The sequence below is a fragment of the Pseudomonas sp. P7758 genome (assembly GCF_013386485.1).
In the GTDB taxonomy this organism is placed as follows: domain Bacteria; phylum Pseudomonadota; class Gammaproteobacteria; order Pseudomonadales; family Pseudomonadaceae; genus Aquipseudomonas.
Map to the genome: position 1 here is coordinate 95,562 of NZ_JACARS010000005.1, position 26,571 is coordinate 122,132.

At 61.8% G+C, this 26,571-nt stretch carries 21 protein-coding genes and 1 riboswitch; of the genes, 14 read left to right on the plus strand and 7 right to left on the minus strand.

Features of this window, described 5'->3' with window-relative positions; all coding sequences use genetic code 11:
• Window positions 1-57: 57 nt before the first annotated feature.
• Entirely contained in the window at window positions 58-1,935 is a 1,878-nt protein-coding gene (locus HX873_RS00935) for an O-antigen ligase family protein (RefSeq protein ID WP_177122258.1), read from the minus strand.
• A gap of 159 nt (window positions 1,936-2,094) precedes the next feature.
• Here HX873_RS00935 and msbA point away from each other — a divergent pair, with 159 nt between their 5' ends.
• On the plus strand, window positions 2,095-3,900 hold the full coding sequence (gene msbA, locus HX873_RS00940; RefSeq protein WP_003209481.1) for a lipid A export permease/ATP-binding protein MsbA: 1,806 nt from the start codon (window positions 2,095-2,097) through the stop codon (window positions 3,898-3,900).
• A gap of 154 nt (window positions 3,901-4,054) precedes the next feature.
• Window positions 4,055-5,476 carry a bifunctional D-glycero-beta-D-manno-heptose-7-phosphate kinase/D-glycero-beta-D-manno-heptose 1-phosphate adenylyltransferase HldE gene (gene hldE / locus HX873_RS00945; protein ID WP_003209486.1) on the plus strand — a complete coding sequence of 474 codons (1,422 nt, stop codon included), beginning with the start codon at window positions 4,055-4,057 and terminating at the stop codon, window positions 5,474-5,476.
• A 149-nt stretch (window positions 5,477-5,625) separates the two neighbouring features.
• Here the strand turns inward: hldE and HX873_RS00950 are convergent, their stop codons facing one another.
• The 4 genes from HX873_RS00950 to HX873_RS00965 all read right to left on the minus strand — a co-directional run bounded on the left by HX873_RS00950 (window position 5,626) and on the right by HX873_RS00965 (window position 9,109).
• Window positions 5,626-6,594 (minus strand): hypothetical protein, encoded by a 969-nt coding sequence (locus HX873_RS00950; RefSeq protein WP_003209488.1) that lies wholly within the window; start codon window positions 6,592-6,594, stop codon window positions 5,626-5,628.
• A gap of 41 nt (window positions 6,595-6,635) precedes the next feature.
• Complete coding sequence (locus HX873_RS00955) at window positions 6,636-7,448, minus strand: aldo/keto reductase (protein WP_003209490.1); 813 nt, start codon at window positions 7,446-7,448, stop codon at window positions 6,636-6,638.
• Window positions 7,445-8,620, minus strand: a complete 1,176-nt coding sequence (locus HX873_RS00960) for an FAD-binding oxidoreductase (RefSeq protein ID WP_003209491.1) — start codon at window positions 8,618-8,620, stop codon at window positions 7,445-7,447. The genes HX873_RS00955 and HX873_RS00960 overlap by 4 nt, the downstream gene beginning before the upstream one ends.
• A gap of 153 nt (window positions 8,621-8,773) precedes the next feature.
• Complete coding sequence (locus tag HX873_RS00965) at window positions 8,774-9,109, minus strand: multidrug efflux SMR transporter (RefSeq protein WP_003209492.1); 336 nt, start codon at window positions 9,107-9,109, stop codon at window positions 8,774-8,776.
• 102 nt (window positions 9,110-9,211) lie between these two features.
• Between HX873_RS00965 and HX873_RS00970 the strand changes: the two genes are divergently transcribed.
• Together HX873_RS00970 and waaA are read left to right on the plus strand one after the other, a co-directional pair.
• Window positions 9,212-10,102 (plus strand): LysR family transcriptional regulator, encoded by an 891-nt coding sequence (locus tag HX873_RS00970; protein WP_008439125.1) that lies wholly within the window; start codon window positions 9,212-9,214, stop codon window positions 10,100-10,102.
• A gap of 23 nt (window positions 10,103-10,125) precedes the next feature.
• Window positions 10,126-11,403 (plus strand): lipid IV(A) 3-deoxy-D-manno-octulosonic acid transferase, encoded by a 1,278-nt coding sequence (gene waaA / locus HX873_RS00975; RefSeq protein WP_177122259.1) that lies wholly within the window; start codon window positions 10,126-10,128, stop codon window positions 11,401-11,403.
• A gap of 122 nt (window positions 11,404-11,525) precedes the next feature.
• Here waaA and HX873_RS00980 read toward each other — a convergent pair whose 3' ends face one another.
• Entirely contained in the window at window positions 11,526-12,965 is a 1,440-nt protein-coding gene (locus tag HX873_RS00980; RefSeq protein WP_102604279.1) for a TolC family outer membrane protein, read from the minus strand.
• Between the two features lie 196 nt (window positions 12,966-13,161).
• A riboswitch (TPP riboswitch) is annotated at window positions 13,162-13,267 on the plus strand.
• 145 nt (window positions 13,268-13,412) lie between these two features.
• On the opposite strand from HX873_RS00980, the gene thiC reads away from it, so the two are divergent.
• Complete coding sequence (gene thiC, locus HX873_RS00985) at window positions 13,413-15,317, plus strand: phosphomethylpyrimidine synthase ThiC (RefSeq protein ID WP_008439122.1); 1,905 nt, start codon at window positions 13,413-13,415, stop codon at window positions 15,315-15,317.
• A gap of 189 nt (window positions 15,318-15,506) precedes the next feature.
• Window positions 15,507-16,796 carry a putative hydroxymethylpyrimidine transporter CytX gene (gene cytX / locus HX873_RS00990; protein ID WP_177008312.1) on the plus strand — a complete coding sequence of 430 codons (1,290 nt, stop codon included), beginning with the start codon at window positions 15,507-15,509 and terminating at the stop codon, window positions 16,794-16,796.
• On the opposite strand, the gene HX873_RS00995 is transcribed toward cytX, so the two are convergent.
• Window positions 16,765-17,511 (minus strand): RsiV family protein, encoded by a 747-nt coding sequence (locus HX873_RS00995; protein ID WP_003209503.1) that lies wholly within the window; start codon window positions 17,509-17,511, stop codon window positions 16,765-16,767. The genes cytX and HX873_RS00995 overlap by 32 nt on opposite strands.
• A gap of 211 nt (window positions 17,512-17,722) precedes the next feature.
• Between HX873_RS00995 and HX873_RS01000 the strand changes: the two genes are divergently transcribed.
• From HX873_RS01000 to parC, 8 genes are all read left to right on the plus strand, one after another.
• Complete coding sequence (locus tag HX873_RS01000; RefSeq protein WP_003209505.1) at window positions 17,723-18,340, plus strand: NUDIX domain-containing protein; 618 nt, start codon at window positions 17,723-17,725, stop codon at window positions 18,338-18,340.
• Window positions 18,331-18,780, plus strand: a complete 450-nt coding sequence (locus HX873_RS01005; RefSeq protein ID WP_003209507.1) for a DUF1249 domain-containing protein — start codon at window positions 18,331-18,333, stop codon at window positions 18,778-18,780. Before HX873_RS01000 ends, HX873_RS01005 begins: the two co-directional genes overlap by 10 nt.
• Window positions 18,781-18,879: 99 nt before the next feature.
• Entirely contained in the window at window positions 18,880-19,695 is an 816-nt protein-coding gene (gene cpdA, locus HX873_RS01010) for a 3',5'-cyclic-AMP phosphodiesterase (RefSeq protein ID WP_177122264.1), read from the plus strand.
• 352 nt (window positions 19,696-20,047) lie between these two features.
• Window positions 20,048-20,656 (plus strand): YqiA/YcfP family alpha/beta fold hydrolase, encoded by a 609-nt coding sequence (locus tag HX873_RS01015; RefSeq protein ID WP_177122260.1) that lies wholly within the window; start codon window positions 20,048-20,050, stop codon window positions 20,654-20,656.
• 44 nt (window positions 20,657-20,700) lie between these two features.
• Entirely contained in the window at window positions 20,701-22,605 is a 1,905-nt protein-coding gene (gene parE, locus HX873_RS01020) for a DNA topoisomerase IV subunit B (protein ID WP_003209518.1), read from the plus strand.
• Window positions 22,605-23,609: an esterase-like activity of phytase family protein gene (locus tag HX873_RS01025; RefSeq protein WP_177122261.1), complete on the plus strand. Its 1,005-nt coding sequence runs from the start codon at window positions 22,605-22,607 to the stop codon at window positions 23,607-23,609. The genes parE and HX873_RS01025 overlap by 1 nt, the downstream gene beginning before the upstream one ends.
• The gene (locus HX873_RS01030; protein WP_008439113.1) at window positions 23,606-24,127 is read left to right on the plus strand and encodes a TIGR02281 family clan AA aspartic protease; all 522 of its coding nucleotides are present in this window, start codon (window positions 23,606-23,608) and stop codon (window positions 24,125-24,127) included. Before HX873_RS01025 ends, HX873_RS01030 begins: the two co-directional genes overlap by 4 nt.
• 10 nt (window positions 24,128-24,137) lie before the next feature.
• Window positions 24,138-26,402, plus strand: a complete 2,265-nt coding sequence (gene parC / locus HX873_RS01035) for a DNA topoisomerase IV subunit A (RefSeq protein WP_003217539.1) — start codon at window positions 24,138-24,140, stop codon at window positions 26,400-26,402.
• Window positions 26,403-26,571 lie beyond the last annotated feature (169 nt).

Genomic DNA, 26,571 nt, shown 5'->3' on the forward strand with positions numbered 1-26,571 from the left:
CGGGCCATTGCGTTCACCGCAATGGCCCGGGGCCTGCAACCCCGGCGCTTCAAACCATCACTTGGCCGGGTTCGCTACCTGCGCAACCGGACGATTGAGCCTGGACACCTGGTCACGGATCTTCGCCGTGGCGCTTGGCGATGCTGCCGAAGCGTAGCCAGCGGCGAGTTGTTCAAAGTGGGTTTCGAACAACCAGTTGCGGTCCTGGGGATAACGCTGCATGTGCCGCAGGTTGCGCTGGCGCAGGGCGTTACGCAGCGGCGATGGGTAGATGCGCATGTCTGCCACGTCAATCAGGCCGAACTCGCCATCATCCATCAAAAGTACGTTGCCCAGGTGCAGGGAGCGGAAGTACACGCCGCGCTCGTGGAGCTGGGCCATGAACCGGCCGAAACGTTCGATCAGCGATTCCCGCAGGCTGCTGTCCAGGCTTTGCAGGGCCTGGCGCAGGGTCAGGCCGGGCAGCGGCTGATAACGTACGGCGCTGCTCGCATCCTTTAACTGATAGAGATTGAGGATGACCGGTGATGGAATCCCCAATGCACGCAGTTGCTCGCTGTTGCTGGCAAAGCGCTCTGAATAGGGATTGAAGCTGCCTGAGGTGTACCAGCGACGAGGGCGGAACAGCTTGAGGAAGCTGCCATCCTCCAGGCGCAGGACCTTGGGCCCCAGGCCATCGGCTTCGATCACGTGGGCGTTGGCGCACAGCTGTTCGAAGTCTTGCGATTTCAGGCGTTGAACCGGCATGCGCAGCAGGCTGCGGCGACGCTGGGCGATGCTCAGGCCGGCGATCAGTGCCAGCGGGATCCACAGCAGGAACCAGTGCTCTTTTGGTCGCGAGAGAATGCCGCCGCCTTCGGTCAGGCCGGCACCGATGCCATAGGCCAGCAGGGAGGAGGCCAGGATGAACAATGGCTGCGCACGTTCCTTGAGGCTTTTGTACAGGCCCCAGCCGAGCATGAATATCCACGGGATGAAGCCGATGATGCCGACGTAATAGAGCACGCCGAGGGCAAAGCTGTGGGGTTCGCGCAGTTGATTGCCGTCGGCGAGTGTCAGGTACAACTCTGAGTCGTAGCTGTGGCCGATCCAGGGGTGTTCGGCAATACGCTCAAGCGACATGCTCCAGAGTTCGAAGCGGGACGAGCTGCCACGATTGGTGATCAGTTCGGGATAGAGCAGCAGCAGCGCCGCGGCCGCCAGCGCCATACAGGCGATCAGCAGGGCCGAGCGCCGATTGCGAGTGATGAAACTTAGCCAGAGCACGGCAAGGAGCAGGGCAACCAGCGGCGTTCTCGAGCCGGTGGCCATCACTGCAGCGCCCATGATTGCCAGTGCCGGAACGCTGAACCAGAGTACGTGCGCACGCTTGGTGGTCATGCATACGTACAGCCAGTAAATGCAGAAGAATCCGAATACGTGAGAGCTCAGCAGCGGATTATCAAGAGCGCCACGCCCGCCGATCATTCGCGAGCCATCCGAGAGGTGGGGAGCAAAAGCCACCAGGCTGCAGGCGCTCGATATCAGCGCAATCAGCGCGGCACAGAAGAAGATCGGCTTGAACAGTTCGCTGCGGTAATGCAGCAACAGTCCTAAGCCGACAAACAACGTGAAGGTATTCGGTGGCCGCTTGAACAGGTCGGAGTCTGTCGTGGCCTCAGGGCTCCAGAGCAGGCTGGTGAGCGCCCAGCCCGAGAAAACCAGGAAGGCAATCGCCAGGGGCTCGCGCAATAGCTGCTTGAATTCCGTCGGGCGCAGGCACAGCAGCAACAGTGTCGGCGCTGCGAACAGCAGGTAGTAGAACCTGTGCAGCACGTTTCGATTGGTGACGAAGAACAGCGAACTCAGGAGCAACAACAAGCCGATGGGCAGAATCCACAAACAGAGGAAGTCGAAAACGCGATTTGAGCCATAGGTAAGGCGCTTGGAGTGCATACAGAAAAGCCGTTCCAGAATAAAGAAAGCCGACCATACTAAAGTAGTGGCTATATAATGTCGTCCGTTGGATCCAACGGGGCTGCGGTTGTGCCGCGTGCAAGTACAACAGAGAAGCTGTGCTAAAGTCAGCCTCCTTTTTCAAAACCGCCGCGTGATATGACCGACTCCAGTCCGAGCGCAAGCCCTTCGAGCTTGAAAATATACTTCCGCCTGCTCAGCTACGTTAAGCCCTATGCCGGCTTGTTCGCGCTGAGTATCGTCGGCTTTCTGATTTTCGCTTCGACCCAGCCGATGCTGGGCTACATCCTCAAGTACTTTGTCGATGGCCTGTCCAACCCTGAAGCGGTGTTGTTCCCCACGGTGCCTTTCCTGCGTGACCTGCAACTGCTGCAGGCCGTGCCGTTGCTGATCATCCTGATCGCCGCGTGGCAGGGCCTCGGTTCGTTCCTGGGCAACTACCTGCTGGCCAAGGTTTCCCTGGGCCTGGTCCACGACCTGCGGGTGCAGTTGTTCAACAACCTGCTGACCCTGCCGAACCGCTATTTCGACAATCACAACTCCGGGCACCTGATCTCCCGCATCACCTTCAACGTGACCATGGTCACCGGTGCTGCGACCGATGCCATCAAGGTGGTGATTCGCGAAGGCATGACGGTGATCTTCCTGTTCGCCTCGCTGCTGTTCATGAACTGGCGGCTGACGCTGGTGATGATCGCCATCCTGCCGTTGATTGCCGTGATGGTCAGCACCGCAAGCAAGAAATTCCGCAAGCAGAGCAAGAAGATCCAGGTTGCGATGGGCGACGTCACCCACGTTGCCTCGGAAACCATCCAGGGCTACCGCGTGGTGCGCAGCTTCGGCGGTGAGGTGTATGAGCAGAAGCGCTTCCTCAAGGCGAGCCTGAGCAACACCAACAAGCAACTGCGCATGACCCGCACCGGCGCGATCTATACGCCGGCGCTGCAACTGGTGATCTACAGCGCCATGGCAGTGTTGATGTTCCTGGTCCTGTACCTTCGCGGTGATGCGTCGGCGGGTGACATGGTCGCCTACATCACGTTGGCCGGCCTGTTGCCCAAGCCAATCCGCCAGCTGTCCGAAGTCAGCTCGACCATCCAGAAAGGCGTGGCCGGTGCCGAAAGTATTTTCGAGCAGTTGGACGAAGACGTGGAAATCGATCGCGGCACCATCGAGCGCGACAAGGTCAGCGGCCGCCTGGAAGTGCGCAACCTGAACTTCACCTACCCGGGCACCGAGCGTCATGTGCTCAAGGACATCACTTTTACCGCAGAGCCCGGGCAGATGGTTGCCCTGGTGGGGCGTTCGGGTAGCGGCAAGTCGACACTGGCCAGCCTGATCCCGCGTTTCTACCACCATGAGAGCGGTGAGATCCTGCTCGACGGCGTGGAAATCGAAGACTATCGCCTGCTCAACCTGCGTCGGCACATCGCCCAGGTGACCCAGCACGTGACCCTGTTCAGCGACACGGTGACCAACAACATCGCCTACGGTGACCTGGCCGGCGCACCGCGGGCCGATGTCGAGGCGGCAGCGGCCGATGCCTATGCCAAGGACTTCATCGACCAGTTGCCCAAGGGCTTCGACACCCAGGTCGGCGAAAACGGCGTGCTGCTGTCCGGCGGCCAGCGCCAGCGCCTGGCAATCGCCCGGGCCTTGCTCAAGAACGCGCCATTGCTGATCCTCGACGAGGCCACCTCGGCGCTGGACACCGAATCGGAGCGCCATATCCAGGCTGCCCTGGACAAGGTCATGCAAGGCCGCACGACCCTGGTGATTGCTCACCGCCTGTCGACCATCGAGAAAGCCGACCTGATCCTGGTGATGGACGATGGCCGGATAGTCGAGCGCGGTACCCACGGCGAATTGCTGGCGCAAAACGGTTACTACGCCCGGCTGCATGCCATGGGCCTGGACGCGCCGATCCCGGCCGACATCACCTGATCTGCAGGAGCCGGCTTGTCGGCGATGGCTACCGCGGTTGCACTGAAAAACCGCGGTGGCCGCATCGCCGGCAAGCCGGCTCCTACATTGCACAAGCCTTTGACAACCCTGTGGTAATATCGCGCCCCTGTTCATTTTGTATGTGGGTTGCTCCATGAAGTTGTCCATGCCGCGATTCGATCAAGCCCCTGTCTTGGTGGTCGGCGATGTCATGCTCGACCGTTACTGGCATGGCGGTACCTCACGGATTTCCCCTGAGGCACCGGTACCGGTAGTCAAGGTCGAGCAAATCGAAGACCGTCCAGGTGGCGCTGCCAACGTTGCCCTCAATATTGCCGCCCTCGGCGCCCCGGCATCCCTCGTGGGTGTGACCGGCGACGACGAGGCTGCCGACAGCCTGGCCAACAGCCTGAAGGGTGCGGGTGTGCGTGCGCTGTTCCAGCGCATTCCCCACCAGCCGACCATCGTCAAGCTGCGGGTCATGAGCCGGCACCAGCAATTGCTGCGTATCGATTTTGAAGAACCCTTCGCCACCGACGCCCTGGTGCTCAGCGCCCAGGTCGACGAGATGCTCGAAGGTATCAAGGTGCTGGTGCTGTCCGACTACGGGAAAGGCGCCTTGAAAAACCATCAGGTACTGATCCAGGCCGCCAAGGCCCGGGGCATTCCGGTGCTGGCAGATCCCAAGGGCAAGGACTTCTCGATTTATCGGGGCGCCAGCCTGATCACGCCGAACCTCAGCGAATTTGAAACCATCGTCGGCGGTTGCGTCGATGAGCACGAGCTGGTGACCAAGGGCGCCCAACTCATGGCCGACCTCGACCTGGGTGCCTTGCTGGTGACCCGTGGCGAACACGGCATGACCTTGCTGCGTCCCGATCACCCGGCCATGCACCTGCCGGCGCGGGCCCGTGAAGTGTTCGACGTGACCGGTGCCGGTGATACCGTGATTTCCACCCTGGCCGCGGCAATTGCGGCGGGCGAGGAATTGCCCCATGCGGTGGCCCTGGCCAACCTGGCAGCAGGTATCGTGGTCGGCAAGCTCGGTACGGCGGCCATCAGTGCCCCTGAGCTGCGCCGCGCCATCCAGCGATCCGAAGGCTCGGAGCGCGGCGTGTTGAGCCTTGAGCAACTGTTGCTGGCGATTGACGATGCCCGTGCCCATAACGAGAGCATTGTCTTCACCAACGGTTGCTTCGACATCCTCCACGCCGGTCACGTGACCTACCTGGAGCAGGCGCGGGCCCAGGGCGATCGCTTGATCGTGGCAGTCAACGATGATGCGTCGGTCAGCCGCCTCAAGGGGCCAGGCCGGCCGATCAACAGTGTCGACCGTCGCATGGCGGTGCTGGCAGGTTTGGGTGCGGTGGACTGGGTGATCAGCTTTGCCGAGGCGACCCCGGAAAACCTGCTGGCCCAGGTCAAGCCGGACGTGCTGGTCAAGGGCGGTGATTATTCCGTCGACCAGGTGGTGGGTGCCGATATCGTCAGTGCCTACGGTGGCAAGGTCAAAGTGCTGGGGTTGGTGGAAAACAGCTCGACCACGGCGATTGTCGAGAAGATCCGCAATAACTGATGGTGGGAGCGGGTTCGTGTGGGAGCGGGCTTGCTCGCGAAAGCGGTGGGTCAGCTGGCAGATGCAGTGACTGATACACCGCATTCGCGAGCAAGCCCGCTCCCACACAAGCCCGCTCCCACATTTGACCGCCGCGACCTGATGTCCGGTTACGGGTTGGCTTTTTTCTTCGGCACGATCTTGCGCAAGATCTGCCGCGCCTTACCCGTCAAGCGCTTCAATTTCGATTCTTTCTCCGGTGCACTCAGCCCTTGCTGGCGCAGCCAGTCCTTCCAGCGGATCCGCTCATCCCGCACGATCCAGCCTTCCTGCTGGGCAAAGCTTTCAGCCAGATACAACCCTCGCGTACTCGCCGGATACAGCTGATCCTTCTTCAAGGTATACAGCTCCGCACACGGCTGCCCGTCCTTCAGCGGCATCAGGTACAGGTCCGGGCGCTGGCGGTCCAGGCGGGCCACCAATTGGTCGCCCTCCAGGCGCTCGTCCACATGAAACAGGCTCAGGGACTTCGCCTCCTTGGGCACTTCCAGGCGCAAGTCATAAATCAACTGCAGCGAAGCCGTGGGCAGGTGCACGTAGGCGCGTGGCCGTTCAATCAATTGCATGGTGGCGCAGCGCACCGGGCGCGCGGCCCCGGACAGCGGTGAGAGGCGGAACGGCAACGCTTCGCGGTAGTGCAGGGCTGACGAGTAGGGCGCCGGCAGCCAGGTGTCATTGAAACGACCGCCCAGCCAGCCTTCCGGGGTTTCCAGCAGGCATTCCTCGGCGATTTCCTGGATGGCGGTGTGCAGTGGCAGGTTCAGTTCGTGGGCCGGCACATAGCCGGAGATCAGCTTGAGCACGACGTCGCCACGGTCTTGTCGGCGCTGGCGCACCAGCACCCAGTAATCGCGGTTCTGCCAGTGCAGCGTCAGGCGCACCGAGACCCCAAGGTTGGCCAGCTCCAGCACGAAACGCTCGGTGTCTTTCACCTCCACCGGCTTGCGCCGTTGCAGGGTCTGGGCGAAGTTGAGCGGCATGCCGACGCTCTGGTAGCTCAAGCCTTCGGGGGTTGCTTCGACGTGCAGCGGCAGTGTCTTGAAGTTGCTGGGGTTCTTTCTTATGAGCGTTCGCGGCATGTCGGCTCCTTCTTGCGTCGGGGTCGGCCGCGTCGGCGGCATCAGAGTTGGCGAATGACCTTGGCAGCGGTCGCCACGTTGTGGGCGAGGTGCAGCGGATTAATGGTCCCGACAATAGCACTGGCAACGCCAGTTTGCGCAAACAACAACATGAAACTGGCGTGAATTGGATCCACTCCGGATTCCAGGCAGACATGGCCACTGGCTAGTGCCTTTTTCACCAGGATGCCCTTGCCGTGTGCGGCGGCATAATCAATGACGGCTTTCTCGGCCTGTTCGTTCAAATTGTAGGTGACCATGGCGCAATCACCTTGTTCCAGAGCCTTTACACCGCCCTCGACGGTTTTGCCGGAGAAGCCGAAACCACGGATCTTGCCCTCGCGCTTGAGGTCTTCCAAGGTCTGGTAAACCTCGCAATCATTGAGGATATGCAGGTCGTTGCCGTCGGAGTGCACCAGCACCAGGTCGATAAAATCCGTTTCCAGTCGTTTCAGGCTGCGCTCCACCGAAAGCCGGGTGTGGGCTGCGCTGAAGTCGTGATGGGATACGCCTTCGGCAAATTCTTCGCCCACCTTGCTGACAATTACCCATTCCTGGCGCTGGCCGCGCAACAGCGGGCCCAGGCGTTCTTCGCTGCGGCCATAGGCGGGCGCAGTGTCGATCAGGTTGATGCCCAATTGCCGGGCCTGGCGTAACAGCATCCGCGCCGCATCGTCATCGGGAATCTGGAAGCCACTGGGGTATTTCACCCCTTGGTCGCGGCCCAGCTTGACGGTGCCCAGGCCCAGCGGCGAGACCAGCAGGCCGGTGCTGCCCAGCGGGCGGTGGAGGTCGTGCAGAGTCGGCAGGGTCATGGCAGCAGTTGCTCCCAGGCAGGTTGGGCGATGGCGGGTTTCGGCAGCTCGGGCAGTTTTTCGGTAGTTCCGGGCTTGATGCCGTCACGTTCCAGTGCGTTGATCACTCGATCGGCGAAATCCGGTGCCAATGCCAGCTTGGTCGGCCAGCCCACCAACAGGCGATCCTGTTCGGCGAGGAACGCGTTGTCCGGGCGGGTCAGGCCTGACTGCAATGGTTCGGCGCGGTCGACGCGCAAGGTGGCCCATTGGGTCTGGCTCATGTCGATCCAGGGCAGCAACTGCCCCAGCTCTTTTTGGGCGGTGGCGATCTGTTGCTCCGGGGTACGGGCCACACCTTCGGCTTCGGCGATATCGCCGCCCAGGTACCACACCCAATTGCCGTCGGCGGCGGGATGCGTGGTCACGGTGATGCGCGGCTTGGTGCCGCCCCCCAGGCAGTGGGCGTACAGCGGCTTCAGGCCGGGGCCCTTGGCGATGATCATGTGCAGAGGTCGGCGTTGCATGGCGGGCTGGCTCAGGCCCAGGGCGCCGAGCAGGTCAGCGGTGCCGCCGCCGGCGCTGATGACGATACGCTGGGCGCGGATCTCACGGCCATCGACCTTCAGGCCGACCAGTGTGCCTTGTTCCAGCAAGGGTTCGATCTGTTTGCCCGCGAGCAAGCCGTCACCGGCCAGTTGCGCCAGGCGTTCGATAAGGCTTGGGACGTCGATCACCAGTTCGGCCAGGCGATAGACCTTGCCCTTGAAGCGGCGATCTTGAAGGGCCGGTGGCAGGTCATCGCCCTTCACTTGATCCACGCGGCCACGCACGGCCTTGCTCGCGAAGAAACTGGTGAGGTTGCCGGCGATGGTGCCCGGCGACCACAAATAGTGGGCTTCGGACAGCAGGCGCACACCGGAGAGATCCAGTTCACCGTTGCCCGCCAGGGCTTCGCGCCAGCGGCGGGGCATGTCGGCGATGGCTTCGGAGGCACCGGTCAGGGCGCCGTGCAGTGCGTATTTGGCGCCGCCGTGGATGATCCCCTGGGACTTCACGCTTTGCCCGCCACCGAGGGTGGCGCTTTCCACCAATACCGTGGAAAAGCCCTGGCGGCGCAGGCGCGCATTGAGCCAGAGGCCGGCAACCCCGGCGCCGACAATCAGAACGTCGGTGGAAATAACGGATGGCATGCAGCGACCTCAGTGTTCAAGACAGGCTGCGCAGTATACAGGCTCATGAAGTGAATCTTCGCCCCAACGCTCCCTGATGACAGACGCACCGCAGGAGCTGTCGAGTGGAACGAGGCTGCGAGTTTCGGCCTCAATTGAATCTCACGTGAACGCTCAGTGCCCGGCCGTTTTCGAGAACAACTGAATCACCACCACGCCCAGCACAATCAGGCCCATGCCCAGCATCGCCGGGATATCCAGTTTCTGCCCGTAGATAAACAGCGCGGCGATGCTGACCATCACGATGCCCATCCCGGCCCACACTGCATACGCGACACCCACCGGCACGGTGCGCACCACCAGCGTGAGCATCCAGAAGGCCACGCCGTAGCCGACGATCACCAGCAACAACGGGATTGGCGTGCTGAAACCCTTGATCGCTTTCATGGAAACGGTGGCGATCACTTCCGAGCAGATGGCAATGGCCAGGTAATAGTAGGCGGCGTTCATGGGTAAATCCTCGGTACGGGGTCGCTTGATAAGGTCGGCATTTTAGAGACTTGTCAGATGCGGTAAAGTCATTACCTATCCGAATTGAAGATGGGTTGAGCCATGAGCGTGCAGTGGAGTCTTGAGCAAATGCGCCTGTTTGTCAGCGTCGCCGAGCAGCGTTCATTTTCGGCGGTGGCGCGGGACCAGCGTCGGGCGCAATCGGCGGTCAGCAATGGGATTGCCCTGTTGGAGGCGGACCTGGGCGTATCCCTGTTTGATCGCAGCAGCGGCCGCCAGCCCCGTTTGACCGAGGCGGGCACGGCACTGCTCGAGGAGGCGCGGGAAGTCTTGCGCCAGTGCGAGCGCCTGAATGGCCGTGCCTTGTCATTGATGCGCGGTGAAGAGGCGCGCCTGCGCCTGGCCCAAGATGAAGCCATGCTCTATCAGCCGGTGCTCGATAGCCTCGAAGCGCTGGCGGGAAAATTTCCCAGCCTGGAAGTGCAGTTGTCCAGCGCCGCCCAAGGCGATGTCGCGCGCAAGCTGGTGGAGCGCAAGGCGGATCTGGGCCTGCTGTTCTATCACGATCAGATTCCCGAAGCGTTGGAGCGCCGCGTGCTGGGCAGTGTGGAGATGGTGACCGTGTGCGGTATCGGGCATCCCATGGCCAAGGAACAGTTCGTGGATTGCCAGCGCCTGGCGCAGTTTCGCCAATTGCTGATGGCGACCCAGACCAGTGTGTATCCCGGCAGCGAGGCCGCCAGCCCGCAAGTGTGGCGGGCTGACAGTTTCTACGTGCTGGCCGAATGGCTGGCGCGCGGCCTGGGTTGGGCCTGGTTGCCGCGGCATGTGGTGCAGTATCCGGCCTATCAGAACCAGATGGTCGAACTGAACAGCGAATGGACCCCGCCGGCGCTGGTGGTGGAGCTGGTCTGGCGTCGCGACGAGCCCCTCGGCCCGGCCGCGCGTTTCCTCGCCGAACGTTTTGCCGAGTGCTTGCAGGCGATCGACTGAAAAAGCCGATAAACTCCGCCGCCATGAATAGAACTCTCTACAGCTGTCTGTTTTACCTGGCGCTGCCGTTGGTGGCTTTACGTCTGTGGCTGCGGGCCCGCAAAGCGCCTGCTTATGCGAAGCGCGTGGATGAACGCTTCTCCTGGGGCTTGCCGGTGATGCAACCCGGCGGGATCTGGGTGCATGCGGTGTCGGTGGGCGAAAGCATCGCCGCTGCGCCGATGATTCGCGGGCTGCTGGAACGTTATCCACAGCTGCCGATCACCGTCACCTGCATGACGCCTACTGGTTCCGAGCGCATCCAGGCGTTGTTCGCCAACGAGCCGCGCATCCAGCACTGCTACCTGCCGTACGATTTACCTTGTGCGGCCAAGCGGTTTCTCGATCGCGTGCAGCCGAAACTGGCGGTGATCATGGAGACTGAACTGTGGCCCAACCATATTCACCAGTGCGCCAAACGCGGGATTCCCGTGGCATTGGCCAACGCGCGGCTGTCGGCTCGCTCGGCCAAGGGCTACGGGCGTTTCGCCAGGCTGACCGCGCCGATGCTGGCGGAAATGAGCCTGTTCGCCGTCCAGACCGAAACCGAGGCCGAGCGTTTTCGCAGCCTGGGTGCACGGCCCGAGACTGTCGAAGTCACCGGCTCTATCAAGTTCGACCTGACCATCGACCCGCAACTGCTGGCGCGCGCCGCCGCGTTGCGTGAACAGTGGCACGCCAGCGAGCGCCCGGTATGGATCGCCGCCAGCACCCACGAAGGCGAAGACGAAGTGGTGCTCGCCGCCCATCGCCAGTTGCTTGCCAGTTATCCCAATGCGTTGCTGATCCTGGTGCCGCGCCATCAGGAGCGCTTCAACCCGATGTTCGAGCTGTGCCAGCAGCAGGGTTTCGCCACGGTGCGTCGCTCCAGCGGCGAGGCGGTGACGGCGCAAACCTCGGTGTTGCTGGGCGACACCATGGGCGAGTTGCTGTTTCTGTATGCCCTGGCCGACAGCGCTTTTGTCGGCGGTAGCCTGGTTGCCACGGGCGGGCATAACCCGTTGGAGCCGGCGGCCTTGGCCAAGCCGGTGATCTGCGGGCCCCACGTGTTCAACTTCCTGGAAATCAGCGCAATGATGCGCGACGCCGGCGCGTTGCAGGAAGTGGACGATGCCGAGGGTTTGGCGGTGGCGGTGCAGCGTTTGTTCGAGCTGCCGCAGGACGCGCAGAAGATGGGGCAGGCGGGGCTGGCGGTGATGCGCGCCAATCAGGGGGCATTGAAGCGTTTGCTGGACGGATTGGGCAGACTGCTTAACGTCTAGCAACACAAATCAAATGTGGGAGCGGGCTTGCTCGCGAATGCGCAGTGTCAGTCAGCGAATAAGTCGACTGATACACCGCCTTCGCGAGCAAGCCCGCTCCCACATTGGGTTATTTGGCAGTCTTAGTAACCCGGGTTAGCCTTCAGCTGCGCCGCGGCGGCCTTGGCCAGGTCCGGCGGCAGGAAGTCCTTGTCCGGGTTGTAGTCGGCCTTCAGGTAACGCGCCAGATCCTGCAAGTCCCCCGGGTTCAACGTGCCCGCCGCCTGCTTCAAGCGCAGGTTGTCGAGGATGTAGTCGTAGCGGCTGTTGTTGTAGTTGCGCACCGAGGTGTACAGCTGGCGCTGGGCGTCCAGCACATCGACGATATTGCGCGTGCCCACCTGGTAACCGATTTCCGTGGCTTCCACCGCGCTTTGGTTGGAGATGATCGACTGGCGGCGCGCCTGTACCTGCTCCACATCGGTGTTCACCGCGCGGTGCAGGTTGCGGGTGTTTTCCACCACCTGGCGACGCAGGCCCTCGCGTTGCTGCTCGGTCTGGCCCAGGCGGGAATAGGATTCGCGCACTTGCGAGCTGGTCAGGCCGCCGCTGTACAGCGGGATGCTCAACTGCAAGCCTACAGTGCGTTGCGACACGTCACCGTGATACGGCTGGCCAAAGGCGCTCGGGTTGCTGAAGCCCAGGGCGTCGTTGTCACCTTTTTCATATTGCGCCACGGCATCCAGTGTGGGCGCGTGGCCGGCCTTGCGTTGCTTGAGGGTTTCTTCGGCGGCGGTGACGGCATAGTTGCTGGCCAGCAGGTTCAGGTTCTGGCGGCCGGCGGTTTCGACCCAGGCCTTGGCGTCGTTCGGCGCCGGCGGCAGCACCGGCAGCGTGTGGACGATGCCCTGGATCGAGTTGTACTGGCGGTTGGTCAGGGTGATCAGCGCTTCGAAGGCGTCGTCCACCTGGCGCTGGGCCAGGATGCGGTTGGCCCGTGCGGTGTCGTAGCTGGCCTGGGATTGCAGCACGTCGGTCTTGTCCGACAGGCCGACGTCAAAGCGTTCGTTGGACTGGTCCAGTTGGCGCTTGAACGCGGCTTCTTCGGCCTTGGTGGACGCCAGGTTGTCCTGGGCCCGCAGCACGGCGAAGTAGTTTTCGGCGCTTTGCAGGATCAGGTTCTGTTCGGTGGCCGAGAGTTGCAGCGCGGCCTGCTCGTTGACGGCTTCAGCGGCTTGCAGCTGGAACCAGCGATCAGCGCGGAACAGCGGCTGGCTCAAGGTCGCGCGCCAGGAATGGGCGTCGCGGTTGACCGTGGCGGCGGGCTGGTCCAGCTGGGTGCGCACATTGTTGATGTCGGCACCGGCCGACAGGTTCGGCAGCAACCCGGCGCGGGCCTGGGGCACCACTTCTTTCTGCGCGCCGTATTGGGCGCGGGCGGCGGCCAGGTCGGCGTTGTTGTCCACCGCTTCCTGGTAGACGCTGACCAGGTCGGTTTTGGTCGTCAGGGGCGCTTCAGCTGCCCAGACCAGTCCGTTGGTCGCACAAGACACGGCGAGAGCCAGTGAAAGTTTGCGCAGCATGAGGCGATCCCTAGATTAAATATTACGGCGATAATTTGGTGCCCAAGGCTAAGGCGGCCCATTCCTGGCGTCAAGACCTCAGGCAGTCACCGAGTGTAGTGGCGCTATCACGGCACAACAATCCTGTAATTACGCCATTCATCACGATGAATGCACCGCCATTGGCAATTTGCCTGCTCCATGGTCTAGACTGGCCGCGTTCTTGTCGGGGTGCCTTGTTGGAAGGCTGAGATCGGTAAATACCGGATCCCGTTGAACCTGATCAGGTTAGCGCCTGCGTAGGGAACAAGATTTCTCGTCACCCGGCGAGTCCTCTTGTGCTTCGTCCGGGATGTTGTTCGACAATCGAACAGCCCGTGCGCCAAGCACAGCACTGTCACAGTGCGTCCATCCGTCACAGGTTCACTCCGACAAAAATCCACCGCCTGGATAGTTGGAGAGCCCGTGATGAGCATCGAATTAAAAAGCCAAAAATCAAAAAACACCGTGCACTTGAGTGAATCGGCCAAGGTCGACTCCGGTTCCGTGCAGCCGTTTACCCGCTCGCAAAAAATCTACGTCCAGGGCACCCGTCCGGATATCCGCGTGCCGATGCGTGAAGTCAGTCTCGACGTGACCCCCACCGACTTCGGCGGCGAAATCAATGCGCCCGTAGTGGTCTACGACACCTCAGGCCCCTACACCGACCCGAACGTGATCATCGACGTGCGCAAAGGCCTGGGCGATGTGCGCTCGCCGTGGATCGAATCCCGCGGCGACACTGAGCGCCTGTCGGGCTTGAGCTCGCACTTCGGCCAACAGCGCCTGAGCGATGCCGAGCTGACCGCGCTGCGTTTTGCCCACGTGAAAAACCCGCGCCGTGCCAAGGCCGGGGCCAACGTCACCCAGATGCACTACGCCCGCAAAGGCATCATCACCGCCGAGATGGAATACGTCGCCATCCGCGAAAACATGAAGCTGGAAGAGGCCCGCGCCGCCGGCCTGCTGGACCAGCAACACGCCGGCCACAGCTTCGGCGCCAGCGTGCCGAAAATCATCACCCCGGAATTTGTCCGCGAAGAAATCGCCCGTGGCCGCGCGATCATCCCGGCCAACATCAACCACACCGAACTGGAACCGATGATCATCGGCCGTAACTTCCTGGTGAAGATCAACGGCAACATCGGCAACAGCGCCCTGGGTTCGTCCATCGAAGAAGAAGTGGCGAAACTGACGTGGGGCATTCGCTGGGGGTCGGACACGGTGATGGACCTGTCCACCGGCAAGCACATCCATGAAACCCGCGAGTGGATCATCCGCAACTCGCCGGTGCCGATCGGTACCGTGCCAATCTACCAGGCCCTGGAAAAAGTCGGCGGCGCCGCTGAAGACCTGACCTGGGAGCTGTTCCGCGACACCCTGATCGAACAGGCCGAGCAGGGCGTCGACTACTTCACCATCCACGCCGGCGTATTGCTGCGCTATGTACCGCTGACCGCCAAGCGCGTCACCGGCATCGTGTCCCGTGGTGGTTCGATCATGGCCAAGTGGTGCCTGGCGCACCACAAAGAGAACTTCACCTACACCCATTTCGACGAAATCTGCGAAATCATGAAGGCCTACGACGTCAGCTTCTCCCTGGGAGACGGCCTGCGCCCGGGCTCGATTGCCGACGCCAACGACGCCGCACAATTCGGCGAGCTGGAAACCCTCGGCGAGTTGACCAAGATTGCCTGGAAGCACGACGTGCAAACCATGATCGAAGGCCCGGGCCACGTGCCGATGCAGTTGATCAAGGAGAACATGGACAAGCAGCTGGAGTGCTGCGACGAAGCGCCGTTCTACACCCTCGGTCCGCTGACCACCGACATCGCCCCGGGTTATGACCACATCACCTCGGGCATCGGGGCGGCGATGATCGGCTGGTTCGGTTGCGCGATGCTCTGCTACGTCACGCCGAAGGAGCATTTGGGCCTGCCGAACAAGGACGATGTGAAGACCGGGATCATCACCTACAAGATCGCGGCCCATGCGGCGGACTTGGCCAAGGGGCATCCGGGGGCGCAGATTCGTGACAACGCGTTGAGCAAGGCGCGCTTTGAATTCCGTTGGGAGGACCAGTTCAACCTGGGCCTGGACCCGGACACGGCGCGTTCTTACCACGATGAAACCTTGCCGAAGGACTCGGCCAAGGTCGCGCATTTCTGCTCGATGTGCGGGCCGAAATTCTGCTCGATGAAGATCACCCAGGAAGTGCGTGAGTACGCGGCCAACCAGCGCATTGAAGCGGTGGATGTGGACGTGGCCAAGGGACTGGCGGAGCAGGCGGAGCGGTTCAAGCAGGAAGGTAGCCAGCTGTACAAAAAGGTCTGAATCAGAACCTGTGGCGAGGGAGCTTGCTCCCGCTGGAGTGCGCAGCGCTCCCGGAATCTGGATCGGTGTCTTGACTGACACTCATCGGTTGCAGGTTTTGGGGCGGCTTCGCCGCCCAGCGGGAGCAAGCTCCCTCGCCACAGGGGACTTTGCTGATTCAAATAATAGTGTCCCTCTGAGATAACACCCTTGAGCATTCAACCCAGCACCTATTCCCCAGACATCGCAGTCCCCTTGGACAAACGCGTCTTCGGCGCCCGCGATCTCTTTTCCCTGTGGTTCTCCCTGGGCATCGGCCTGATGGTCCTGCAAACCGGTGCACTGTTGGCGCCGGGCCTGGGCCTCTCCGGTTCCTTACTGGCAATTTTCCTCGGCACTTTGGTCGGCGTGCTGTTGCTGGCCGCCGTCGGCGTGATCGGCAGCGATACCGGCCTGTCATCCATGGCCGCCCTGAAACTCAGCCTCGGCACCAAGGGTGCAAGCCTGCCGGCGCTGCTGAACCTGCTGCAGCTGATCGGCTGGGGCTCATTCGAAATCATCGTGATGCGCGACGCCGCCAGCCTGTTGGGCGCCCGCGCGTTCAGTGAAGGCAGCCTGCTGACCAGCCCATTGTTCTGGACCCTGGTATTCGGCGCCCTCGCGACCTTGCTTGCCGTCAGCGGTCCGCTGACCTTCGTGCGGCAGATCCTGCGCAAGTGGGGCATCTGGCTGCTGCTGGCCGCCTGCCTGTGGCTGACCTGGAACCTGTTTGCCAAGGCCGACCTGGCCACTCTCTGGGCCCAGGCTGGTGACGGTTCGATGCCGTTTGCCGTTGGCTTCGATATCGCGATTGCCATGCCGCTGTCCTGGCTGCCACTGATTGCCGACTACTCACGTTTCGGCAAACGCGCGAAAAACGTGTTCGGCGGCACGGCACTGGGTTTCTTCATCGGTAACTTCTGGCTGATGAGCCTTGGCGTGGCCTACACCCTGGCGTTTGCGCCGAGCGGTGAAGTGAATGCGTTGCTGCTGGCATTGGCCGGAGCCGGCCTGGGGATTCCTCTGCTGCTGATCCTGTTGGATGAATCAGAAAACGCGTTCGCCGATATTCACTCGGCGGCGGTGTCCAGCGGGATTCTGTTGCGCTTGAAAGTCGAGCACCTGGCATTGGCCATTGGCGTTATCTGCACGCTGATCGCCTGCTTTGCACCGTTGGCGCAGTACCAGAACTTCCTGCTGCTGATCGGCTCGGTGTTCGCGCCGCTGTTCGGCGTGGTGCTGGTGGATCACTTCATCCTGCGCCGTCGTGGCCATGGTGTTGCCGCCAACCTGCGCTGGCCGGCACTGCTGGCGTGGCTTGGAGGGATCAGCACCTATCACCTGTTGGCGAATCTGTACCCGGATGTCGGCGCGACCCTGCCGGCGCTGGTGCTGGCAGGGCTGTTGCACTTCATCCTGGGCCGGGCCTTCAGTGGCGTGCGGGCACCAGCTCAGGCTTGATCACGCCGGTGAGGCGCGCATAGGGGATGGTCATTTCGATCAGCCCCAATGCGTACGGCGCGATGGTGGTCACGTTGTACTTGAGCACCACGCCATTGCTGGTCAGCGCCACATTCGGGGTTTTCTGGAACGGCCAGTTCTTCACGAACTCCGGGTCACGGTCCATCTGCGAGTTGATCAGCCAGTTGTTGTGGGCGACTTTCGCGGTCTTCCAGAATGCATCTTCCTGGCCCGGCAACAGCATGTCGGTCAGGCTCAGCTCTTTGTGCAGCAGGCGTGAATAGTTGATGAAGCCGCGGCCCGGCTCGCCGTGGGCGGTGCCGGTGTCCAGGTAGCTGGACACTTCGATGATCACCAGTCCGTCATGCTGCTCACGTACCTTGGCCTGCAAGTACATGCTGTTGCGGTCCGGGGACTCACGCAAGAACTTGTCGCGGTAGGCGTTCAGGGTGGCGGGCATGGCCTGGCCAGGTGAAGTGCGGGCCATCTGCAGCAGGCGCTGTTCGATGATCTGGTCCAGTTGCGGCTCGGACGGGAAGTGCACGGTGTCGATGTTTACCAGCGGGCAATCCGGACTGCTGCAGCCGGGTTTGATCTGCTCGGAGGCGTCGGCGGTGGTGTCCAGCGGCTTCAGGTAGCTCGGCTGGAACAGGCTCTGGCAAGCACCCAGGGTCAAGGCGATACAGGCCACGGAGGCGATTTTTAAAAGCGACATGTGTGTCCTTCATAAATCGAGGAAAGGTGAAAATGTGGAGCTTCGACTCCCGACAAGGCAGTCAGTTCGCCACTAAGCTGATTAGAGTGAGTTTGACGCCCGCCGTCTATCCCGGCAACCGGAAAGGGGCTGCATCAAGGGGCACGAGCGCGTTAGGATGGCGCGATGTCGAGGCCGCCTCGATACCGCAAGGCAATAAACGAGGGTTGATATGACGGACACAGCGAAATCGACGCCGAGCAAGGTCGAGATTGTTCAGCGCGACAATGCCTACAAGGGCTTCTACAAACTGGATCGGCTGAAGCTGCGGCACGAGAAGTTTGATGGCGGCATGAGCCGTGAGCTCAATCGCGAAGTCTTTGTGCGTCATGACGCCGTGTGTGTACTGCCCTATGACCCGCAGCGCGATGAAGTGGTGCTGATCGAGCAGTTTCGCGTCGGCGCCATGGGGCGTACCGACAACCCGTGGCTGATCGAAATGGTCGCTGGCCTGATCGACAAGGATGAGCAACCGGAGGAGGTTGCACACCGCGAAGCCGAGGAGGAAGCTGGCCTTACATTCTCCGCACTCTGGCCGATCACCAAGTACTTTCCGTCGCCGGGTGGCAGCACCGAATTTGTCCACTTGTTCCTGGGCCGTTGCGAGAGCGCCGGGGCCGGTGGCGTCCATGGACTGGAAGAGGAAGCCGAAGATATCCGCGTCACTGTCTGGGCCTTTGAAGACGCCCTGCAGGCGGTACGTGACGGTAAAATTTCCAACGCAGCGAGCATTATTGCCCTGCAATGGCTTGCGCTTAATCGCGCGGAAGTGAGGGGGTTATGGCAGTAAAGGCACGGGAGCGATATCGGGTTGACCTGATCGGGCTGCAAGCAGCCTGCGAGGCCAACTATGCACGGCTGATGCGGCTGCTGCCGGACATGCGCCACACCCCCGAGGCGCGGCGCATTGCCGTGACCCACGGCGACCAGATGCTCGGCGTGCTGACCCTGGAAGTGATCGTGAACTGCCCGTACACCACCACTTTGCGGGTGCGTCAGGAGCACAGCCTGCCGTGGCTGCCGGTGCCGCAGCTGGAAGTGCAGGTGTACCACGACGCACGCATGGCCGAAGTGATCAGCGCCGAACATGCACGACGCTTTCGCAGCATCTATCCTTACCCCAACGTGTTCATGCACCAACCCGATGAGAAAGCACAGCTCAATGTGTTCCTCGGTGAATGGTTGAGTCACTGCCTGGCCCTGGGCCACGAGTTCGAAGTCGTTCGATAGATGTGAACTGCGTCCGCTTCACGGGTTTCCTCTTTGTGTCCTGCCCCAGCATAATCGCCTCAAATGTCCATTCCTGTGATCACGCCCTGGGAGAACGCCTTGCCGAGCGTATCCGCCATGAACCCTGACGCTTCGGCGTTGCTGGTGCAGTTGTCCGACAGTCACCTGTTTGCCGAGGCGGACGGCGGCCTGCTGGGCATGAATACCCGCGAGAGCCTGCAACGGGTGATCGACACGGTGTTGGTGCAGCAGCCGCAGATTGATCTGGTGCTGGCCACCGGGGATTTGTCCCAGGACGGTACGCTGGAGTCGTATCAGGCGTTTCGTGACATGACGCGGCAGATTCAGGCGCCGGCGCGCTGGATCCCGGGGAATCACGATGAGCCGCAGGTGATGCTGCAAGCGGCGATCAACAGTGCGTTGCTGGAACCGGTGGTGGATGTGGGTAACTGGCGGATTACCCTGCTGGACTCGGCGGTGCCGGGTTCGGTGCCGGGGTATTTGCAGGATCAGCAGCTGCAATTGCTGGCGCAGTCGTTGAGTGAGGCGCCGGCTCGGCATCATCTGGTGTGTTTTCACCATCATCCGGTGTCGATTGGGTGCGCTTGGATGGAGCCCATCGGTTTGCGCAATCCTGAGGCGTTGTTTGCGGTGCTGGATCGGTTTCCGCAGGTGCGGGCGGTGCTTTGGGGGCATGTGCATCAGGAAATTGACCGGGAGCGTAACGGGGTGCGGCTGCTGGCGTCGCCGTCCACCTGCATCCAGTTCGCCCCCGGCAGCGAGGACTTCAAGGTGAGCGAGGAAGCGCCCGGTTATCGCTGGCTGCGCCTGCATGCCGACGGACGGTTGGAAACCGGCGTGGAGCGGGTGCAGGGCTTTGCGTTTCAGGTGGATTACGGTAGCAGCGGGTACTGACGGCTTTGGGGGCGGCGGCCTACCGGCCGGCTTGAGTGTTAAAAGCGAAAGCAAAGCTGCTTTCCTGTAGGAGCGAGCTTGCTCGCGAAAAACCTGAGACCGCCGCGTTGAATCAGGATGCCCGCGTCATCGTTAACGACCTTCGCGAGCAAGCCCGCTCCCACATTTGGACCGTGCCCGCTTCTGGTTTTGCTGTTGCTTTTGCTTCACCACACTCAAGCCGGCCGGTAGGCCGCTGTGCTATCAGCCCTCACCCAAATAACGGATACGCACCCAGAAACCCCGCTAGAGCCTAGCCCTCAAGTTCCCTGTAAACTGCCCCCTCTTTGAGCTGACCCACAGAGGACCCGGAATGTCCGCATCGATCTTGTATATCCACGGCTTCAACAGCGCTCCCGCCTCCAACAAGGCCAGCCAGTTGATCACCGTGATGGGCAGCCTCGGTCTGGCCGACCAGTTGCGCGTGCCGGCCCTGCATCATCACCCCCGCCAGGCGATCCCCCAGTTGGAGGCGGCTATCCGTGAGCTCGGAAGGCCACTGCTGGTAGGCAGCTCCCTCGGCGGCTACTATGCAACCCATCTTGCCGAACGCCATGGCCTCAACGCCTTGCTGGTCAACCCGGCAGTCAGCCCTCATCGGATGTTCGACGGTTACCTGGGCACCCAGAAGAACCTCTACACCGATGAGACCTGGGAGCTGACCCACGACCACGTCGCGGCCCTGGCCGAGCTGGAAGTGCCGGCGCCCCAGGACGCCCAGCGTTATCAGGTGTGGTTGCAGACCGGCGATGAAACACTGGATTATCGCCTCGCCCAGCAGTATTACCGGGCCTGTGCCTTGCGCATCCAGGCCGGTGGCGATCACGGTTACCAGGGCTTCGCCCAACAGTTACCGGCGCTGTTGAGTTTTGCCGGCATAGGCTCCGATCAGTACCAATCCTTCGATTTCACCGCATTGTGAAACCGCAGGTTACTTTTTAATCGAACGACTCACGACGAGACCCCATGGCCACTCCCAGCGCTAGCTCTTATAACGCCGACGCCATCGAAGTCCTCTCGGGCCTCGACCCGGTGCGCAAACGCCCCGGCATGTACACCGACACCAGTCGGCCGAACCACCTTGCCCAGGAAGTCATCGACAACAGCGTCGACGAAGCCTTGGCCGGGCACGCCAAGTCGGTACAAGTCATCCTTCACGCCGACCATTCCCTGGAAGTGTCCGACGACGGTCGTGGCATGCCGGTGGACATTCACCCGGAAGAGGGTGTGTCGGGCGTCGAGCTGATCCTCACCAAGCTGCACGCCGGCGGCAAGTTCTCCAACAAGAACTACCAGTTCTCCGGTGGCTTGCACGGCGTGGGTATTTCCGTGGTCAACGCCTTGTCGAACCACGTACGGGTCAAGGTCAAGCGGGACGGCAACGAGTATCAGATGACTTTCGCCGATGGCTACAAGGCCACCGACCTGGAAGTGATCGGCACCGTTGGCAAGCGCAACACCGGCACCAGCGTGTACTTCGCGCCGGACCCGAAATACTTCGATTCACCGAAATTCTCCATCAGCCGCCTCAAGCATGTGCTCAAGGCCAAGGCTGTGCTGTGCCCGGGCCTGCTGGTCAGCTTTGAAGACAAAGGCACCGGCGAAAAGGTCGAGTGGCATTACGAAGACGGCCTGCGGTCCTACCTGGAAGACTCCGTCAGCGAATTCGAGCGCCTGCCGAACGAGCCGTTCTGCGGCAGCCTGGCGGGTAATAAAGAAGCCGTGGACTGGGCCTTGTTGTGGCTGCCGGAAGGTGGCGACAGCGTCCAGGAAAGCTACGTCAACCTGATCCCGACGGCCCAGGGCGGTACCCACGTCAACGGTTTGCGCCAGGGCTTGCTGGATGCCATGCGCGAATTCTGCGAATACCGCAGCCTGCTGCCGCGCGGCGTGAAGCTGGCGCCGGAAGACGTCTGGGAGCGGATCGCGTTCGTCCTGTCGATGAAAATGCAGGAGCCGCAATTCTCCGGCCAGACCAAGGAGCGCCTGTCGTCCCGTGAGGCAGCGGCGTTCGTCTCCGGGGTGGTAAAGGATGCCTTCAGCCTGTGGCTCAACGAACACCCTGAATTGGGCCTGGCCCTGGCGGAGTTGGCGATCAACAACGCCGGCCGTCGCCTGAAGGCCAGCAAGAAAGTCGAACGCAAGCGCATTACCCAGGGGCCGGCACTGCCTGGCAAGCTGGCGGACTGCGCCGGGCAAGACCCGATGCGCTCCGAGCTGTTCCTGGTGGAAGGTGATTCTGCCGGCGGTTCCGCCAAGCAAGCGCGGGACAAGGAATTCCAGGCGATCCTGCCCCTGCGCGGCAAGATCCTAAACACCTGGGAAGTCGATGGCAGCGAAGTACTGGCCAGCCAGGAAGTGCACAACATTGCCGTGGCCATCGGTGTCGACCCGGGCGCGGCGGACATGAGTCAGCTGCGCTACGGCAAGATCTGCATCCTCGCCGACGCCGACTCCGACGGCTTGCACATTGCGACCTTGCTCTGTGCATTGTTCGTCCAGCACTTCCGCCCATTGGTGGATGCCGGTCACGTCTATGTCGCCATGCCGCCGCTGTACCGCATCGACCTGGGCAAAGAGATTTTCTACGCCCTGGACGAAGCCGAGCGCGATGGCATTCTCGACCGCCTGGTGGCCGAGAAGAAACGCGGCAAGCCGCAGGTCACCCGATTCAAGGGCCTGGGTGAGATGAACCCGCCGCAGCTGCGGGAAACCACCATGGACCCGAACACTCGGCGCCTGGTGCAGTTGACCCTGGAAGATTTCGCCGCCACCTCGGAAATGATGGACATGTTGCTGGCGAAGAAACGCGCGCCGGATCGCAAGAACTGGCTGGAGTCCAAGGGCAACCTGGCCGAGGTTCTGGGCTGATGCGCAGCAGTTTCGCCCTGGCGATTCTGTTGTTGAGCGGGTTGGCGACCACCTCGGTGGTCGCGGCGCCCGTGGCTGAGCTGAAGCTGTTGGCGGAACACCCGGTGGAAGGCATGCGCGGCGGTAACCTGTCGGGCCTGGCCTTATGCGGTAGCGAATTGTGGACAGTCTCCGATCGCGATGACGACCAGATCTACCGGCTCGATACCGCCGGTGACGTCTGGAAAGCAGAGACATACGGGATTGATGTGCCGCCGGTGCCGGCGTCGGGTTTGCCCTTTGGCCTGCGCTCACGCACCAAGGCGGCTTCGTTGATTCGCGGTGGTGATCTGGATTTTGAAGGCATCAGCTGCGATGCGGCGGGTAACCGTTACATTGTCAGCGAAGCCCACGCGGCGGTTCTCAGGGTGCCTTTCTCCTCAGAACACGGTGAAACGGAGTGGCTGAAGATCGCCCCGGGCATGGTTCGCGAAGCTCGGGCCAGTGGCATGTTGCTGCACTTCAACGCGCTGTTTGAAGGCATCGTGGTGAACCCGGAAGGCAATCAAATCTGGCTTGCGGCCGAACGCGAGCGGCGCGGGCTGATTTCCATCAAGCGCCCGCAAACCCTCTGGGATTGTGAAGGCCCTTGTGTATTGCTGAGCGAGGCCGGCCAGGAGATGCAGCCGGCGCAGTTCCCGGGCGCCAAGGCGGTGTCCAAGGACTTTGCCGACCTGGCGCTGTTCAATGGCAAGCTGTTTACCCTGGAGCGCAATGCGTTTCAGGTGTGTCGCCGGGATGCGGTCACGGCCCAGGTGGAGTTGTGCTGGTCGTTTGCCGATGAAGCGCTGACGCCGAATCGGCGTTATGCCCAGGCCTATGGATTGGCCGAAGCCTTGGTGGTGGACGCTGACGGTGCCTGGATCGGCATCGACAATAACTTCGGTGCCCGCGCCGATGGCGAAAAGCGGCCGGTGGTCTATCGTTTCGCCGCCCCTGCGGGTGGCTGGAGCGCCAAGCCATGAGTGCGCAACCACCCGGCAAGCGCGCCGGGCGTGTGTTGATGTTCGTCGCGTGGGGCGCCGGCCTGTTTTTGGCGACACGATTTTTTGGGCAGTGGGAAGCGCGACAGGAAAACCCCAATGCCGTGGTGACCTCGGAGCAGCACGAGGGTTATATCGAAGTAAAACTGCTGGGCAACGGCCAAGGGCATTTTGTCGCCACTGGCCAGATCAACGGCAAGCCGGTGCAGTTCATGCTCGACACCGGGGCCACCGACGTGGCGGTTCCGGCTGAATTGGCCGACCGTCTCGGGCTTGAACGCGGCATGCCGGTTGGCGTGAGTACGGCCAACGGGCGAACCCAGGGCTTTCGGACCGAGTTGGGCCGCCTGCAACTGGGCGATATCGTCCTTCGGGACGTGCGCGCCATCGTGGTACCGGGTTTGGGCGATGAACAGGTATTGCTGGGCATGAGTGCATTGAAACAACTTGAATTTACCCAGCGCAGCGGCACTTTGCTGCTGCGCCAGACCAAACAATGATGAGGCCCGCATGAGTGACATCCTTGCAGACAGCTTAGATGGCGTTGAACGCCGGTCGCTGGCTGACTTCACCGAAAATGCCTACCTCAACTACTCCATGTACGTGATCATGGACCGTGCCTTGCCGCATATCGGCGACGGCCTGAAGCCCGTACAGCGGCGCATTATCTATGCGATGAGTGAGTTGGGCCTGGACGCTGACTCCAAGCACAAGAAGTCGGCGCGTACCGTCGGTGACGTGCTCGGTAAATTCCACCCTCACGGCGACTCGGCGTGCTACGAAGCCATGGTGCTGATGGCCCAGCCGTTCAGCTACCGCTACACGCTGGTGGACGGCCAGGGTAACTGGGGGGCGCCGGATGATCCGAAGTCCTTCGCCGCCATGCGTTACACCGAAGCGCGTCTGTCGCGGTATTCGGAAGTGCTGCTCAGCGAACTGGGCCAGGGCACGGCCAACTGGGGCCCGAACTTTGACGGCACCCTCGACGAGCCGCTGGTGTTGCCGGCACGTTTGCCGAATATCCTGCTCAATGGCACCACGGGTATCGCCGTGGGCATGGCCACTGACGTACCGCCCCACAACCTGCGGGAAGTGGCCAGCGCCTGCGTGCGCCTGCTGGATGAGCCGAAGGCTACGGTCGAACAGCTCTGCGAGCATATCCAGGGCCCGGATTACCCGACCGAAGCAGAAATCATCACGCCTCGCGCCGACCTGCTGAAAATCTACCAGACCGGTAAAGGCTCGGTGCGCATGCGCGCCGTGTACCACATCGAAGACGGCGACATCATCGTCACCGCGCTGCCGCATCAGGTATCCGGGGCCAAGGTGCTGGAGCAGATTGCCGCGCTGATGCAGGCCAAGCCGTCGAAGCTGCCGCAAGTCGCCGACCTGCGTGACGAGTCCGACCACGAAAACCCGTGCCGCATCGTGATCATCCCGACCAACAGCCGGGTCGACCATGAAGTGCTGATGCAGCATCTGTTCGCCAGCACCGAGCTGGAGTCCAGCTATCGGGTCAACATCAACATCATTGGCCTGGACGGCAAGCCGCAGTTGAAGAACCTGCGGGCTTTGCTGGTGGAATGGCTGGAATTCCGGGTGCAGACCGTGCGTCGCCGCCTGCAATTCCGCCTGGACAAGGTCGAACGCCGCCTGCACCTGTTGGACGGCTTGCTGATCGCTTACCTCAACCTGGATGAAGTGATCCATATCATCCGTACCGCCGAGCACCCGAAGGCCGAGCTGATCGCGCGCTTCGAACTCAGCGAAATCCAGGCCGACTACATCCTCGACACCCGTCTGCGTCAGTTGGCGCGACTGGAAGAGATGAAGCTGCGGGACGAACAGGACGCGCTGCTCAAGGAACAAGCCAAGCTCCAGGCCCTGCTAGGCAGCGAGGCCAAGCTGAAGAAGCTGGTGCGCACCGAGCTGATCAAGGACGCCGAAACCTATGGCGACGACCGCCGCTCGCCGATTGTCGAACGCGCCGAAGCCAAGGCCCTGACCGAAACCGAGTTGCTGCCCAACGAGAAAATTACCGTCGTTCTGTCGGAAAAGGGTTGGGTTCGCTCAGCCAAAGGGCATGATATTGACGCCACCGGCCTGTCTTACAAGGCTGGCGACGGTTTCAAAACCGCGGCGGCGGGGCGTTCCAACCAGTTTGCGGTGTTTATCGACTCCACCGGTCGCAGTTATTCGGTGCCGGCGCACACGTTGCCATCGGCGCGGGGGCAGGGCGAACCGTTGACCGGGCGCCTGACACCGCCACCGGGTGCGAATTTTGAATGCGTGCTGCTGCCGGACGATGATTCGCTGTACGTCATCGCCTCCGATGCGGGCTATGGGTTCGTGGTCAAGGGTGAAGACCTGCAGGCCAAGAACAAGGCGGGCAAGGCGTTGTTGAGCCTGCCGAACAACGCCAAGGTGATCCTGCCGCGTCCGGTGGAAGACCGTGAAGGCAACTGGCTGGCGTCGGTGACGACCGAAGGGCGCCTGCTGGTGTTCAAGATCAGCGATTTGCCGCAGTTGGGCAAAGGCAAGGGCAACAAGATCATTGGTATTCCCGGGGAGCGGGTGGCCAGTCGCGAAGAGTACGTGACCGACATCGCCGTGATCCCGGAAGGCTCGACCCTGGTGTTGCAGGCCGGCAAGCGCACGTTGTCACTGCGCCCTGACGACCTCGAGCACTACAAGGGTGAGCGGGGTCGTCGTGGCAATAAACTGCCGCGCGGCTTCCAGCGAGTGGACGCTTTACTGGTGGAAACGCCCGTTTAAGGCGATATAGAGCGCCCGATCTACGATTTAACCCGTAGATCGACGCTTTCGCGCTGGAGTCATGGCGCATATTCACGGATGATATGGCCTTTCCAGCGCCGGCGTGGCTGAGCGCGTACAGGTTATTTTTGAGTATTACATTGTGGTTCGCCTTGTGGCAGCCACCTGG

What these genes read in the sequence shown, in the direction of transcription:
- HX873_RS00935 (WP_177122258.1), bottom strand. Translation starts at nt 1,935, where the DNA reads ATGCACTCCAAGCGCCTTACCTATGGCTCAAATCGCGTTTTCGACTTC.
- msbA (WP_003209481.1), top strand. Translation starts at nt 2,095, where the DNA reads ATGACCGACTCCAGTCCGAGCGCAAGCCCTTCGAGCTTGAAAATATAC.
- hldE (WP_003209486.1), top strand. Translation starts at nt 4,055, where the DNA reads ATGAAGTTGTCCATGCCGCGATTCGATCAAGCCCCTGTCTTGGTGGTC.
- HX873_RS00950 (WP_003209488.1), bottom strand. Translation starts at nt 6,594, where the DNA reads ATGCCGCGAACGCTCATAAGAAAGAACCCCAGCAACTTCAAGACACTG.
- HX873_RS00955 (WP_003209490.1), bottom strand. Translation starts at nt 7,448, where the DNA reads ATGACCCTGCCGACTCTGCACGACCTCCACCGCCCGCTGGGCAGCACC.
- HX873_RS00960 (WP_003209491.1), bottom strand. Translation starts at nt 8,620, where the DNA reads ATGCCATCCGTTATTTCCACCGACGTTCTGATTGTCGGCGCCGGGGTT.
- HX873_RS00965 (WP_003209492.1), bottom strand. Translation starts at nt 9,109, where the DNA reads ATGAACGCCGCCTACTATTACCTGGCCATTGCCATCTGCTCGGAAGTG.
- HX873_RS00970 (WP_008439125.1), top strand. Translation starts at nt 9,212, where the DNA reads ATGAGCGTGCAGTGGAGTCTTGAGCAAATGCGCCTGTTTGTCAGCGTC.
- waaA (WP_177122259.1), top strand. Translation starts at nt 10,126, where the DNA reads ATGAATAGAACTCTCTACAGCTGTCTGTTTTACCTGGCGCTGCCGTTG.
- HX873_RS00980 (WP_102604279.1), bottom strand. Translation starts at nt 12,965, where the DNA reads ATGCTGCGCAAACTTTCACTGGCTCTCGCCGTGTCTTGTGCGACCAAC.
- thiC (WP_008439122.1), top strand. Translation starts at nt 13,413, where the DNA reads ATGAGCATCGAATTAAAAAGCCAAAAATCAAAAAACACCGTGCACTTG.
- HX873_RS00995 (WP_003209503.1), bottom strand. Translation starts at nt 17,511, where the DNA reads ATGTCGCTTTTAAAAATCGCCTCCGTGGCCTGTATCGCCTTGACCCTG.
- HX873_RS01000 (WP_003209505.1), top strand. Translation starts at nt 17,723, where the DNA reads ATGACGGACACAGCGAAATCGACGCCGAGCAAGGTCGAGATTGTTCAG.
- HX873_RS01005 (WP_003209507.1), top strand. Translation starts at nt 18,331, where the DNA reads ATGGCAGTAAAGGCACGGGAGCGATATCGGGTTGACCTGATCGGGCTG.
- HX873_RS01015 (WP_177122260.1), top strand. Translation starts at nt 20,048, where the DNA reads ATGTCCGCATCGATCTTGTATATCCACGGCTTCAACAGCGCTCCCGCC.
- parE (WP_003209518.1), top strand. Translation starts at nt 20,701, where the DNA reads ATGGCCACTCCCAGCGCTAGCTCTTATAACGCCGACGCCATCGAAGTC.
- HX873_RS01025 (WP_177122261.1), top strand. Translation starts at nt 22,605, where the DNA reads ATGCGCAGCAGTTTCGCCCTGGCGATTCTGTTGTTGAGCGGGTTGGCG.
- HX873_RS01030 (WP_008439113.1), top strand. Translation starts at nt 23,606, where the DNA reads ATGAGTGCGCAACCACCCGGCAAGCGCGCCGGGCGTGTGTTGATGTTC.
- parC (WP_003217539.1), top strand. Translation starts at nt 24,138, where the DNA reads ATGAGTGACATCCTTGCAGACAGCTTAGATGGCGTTGAACGCCGGTCG.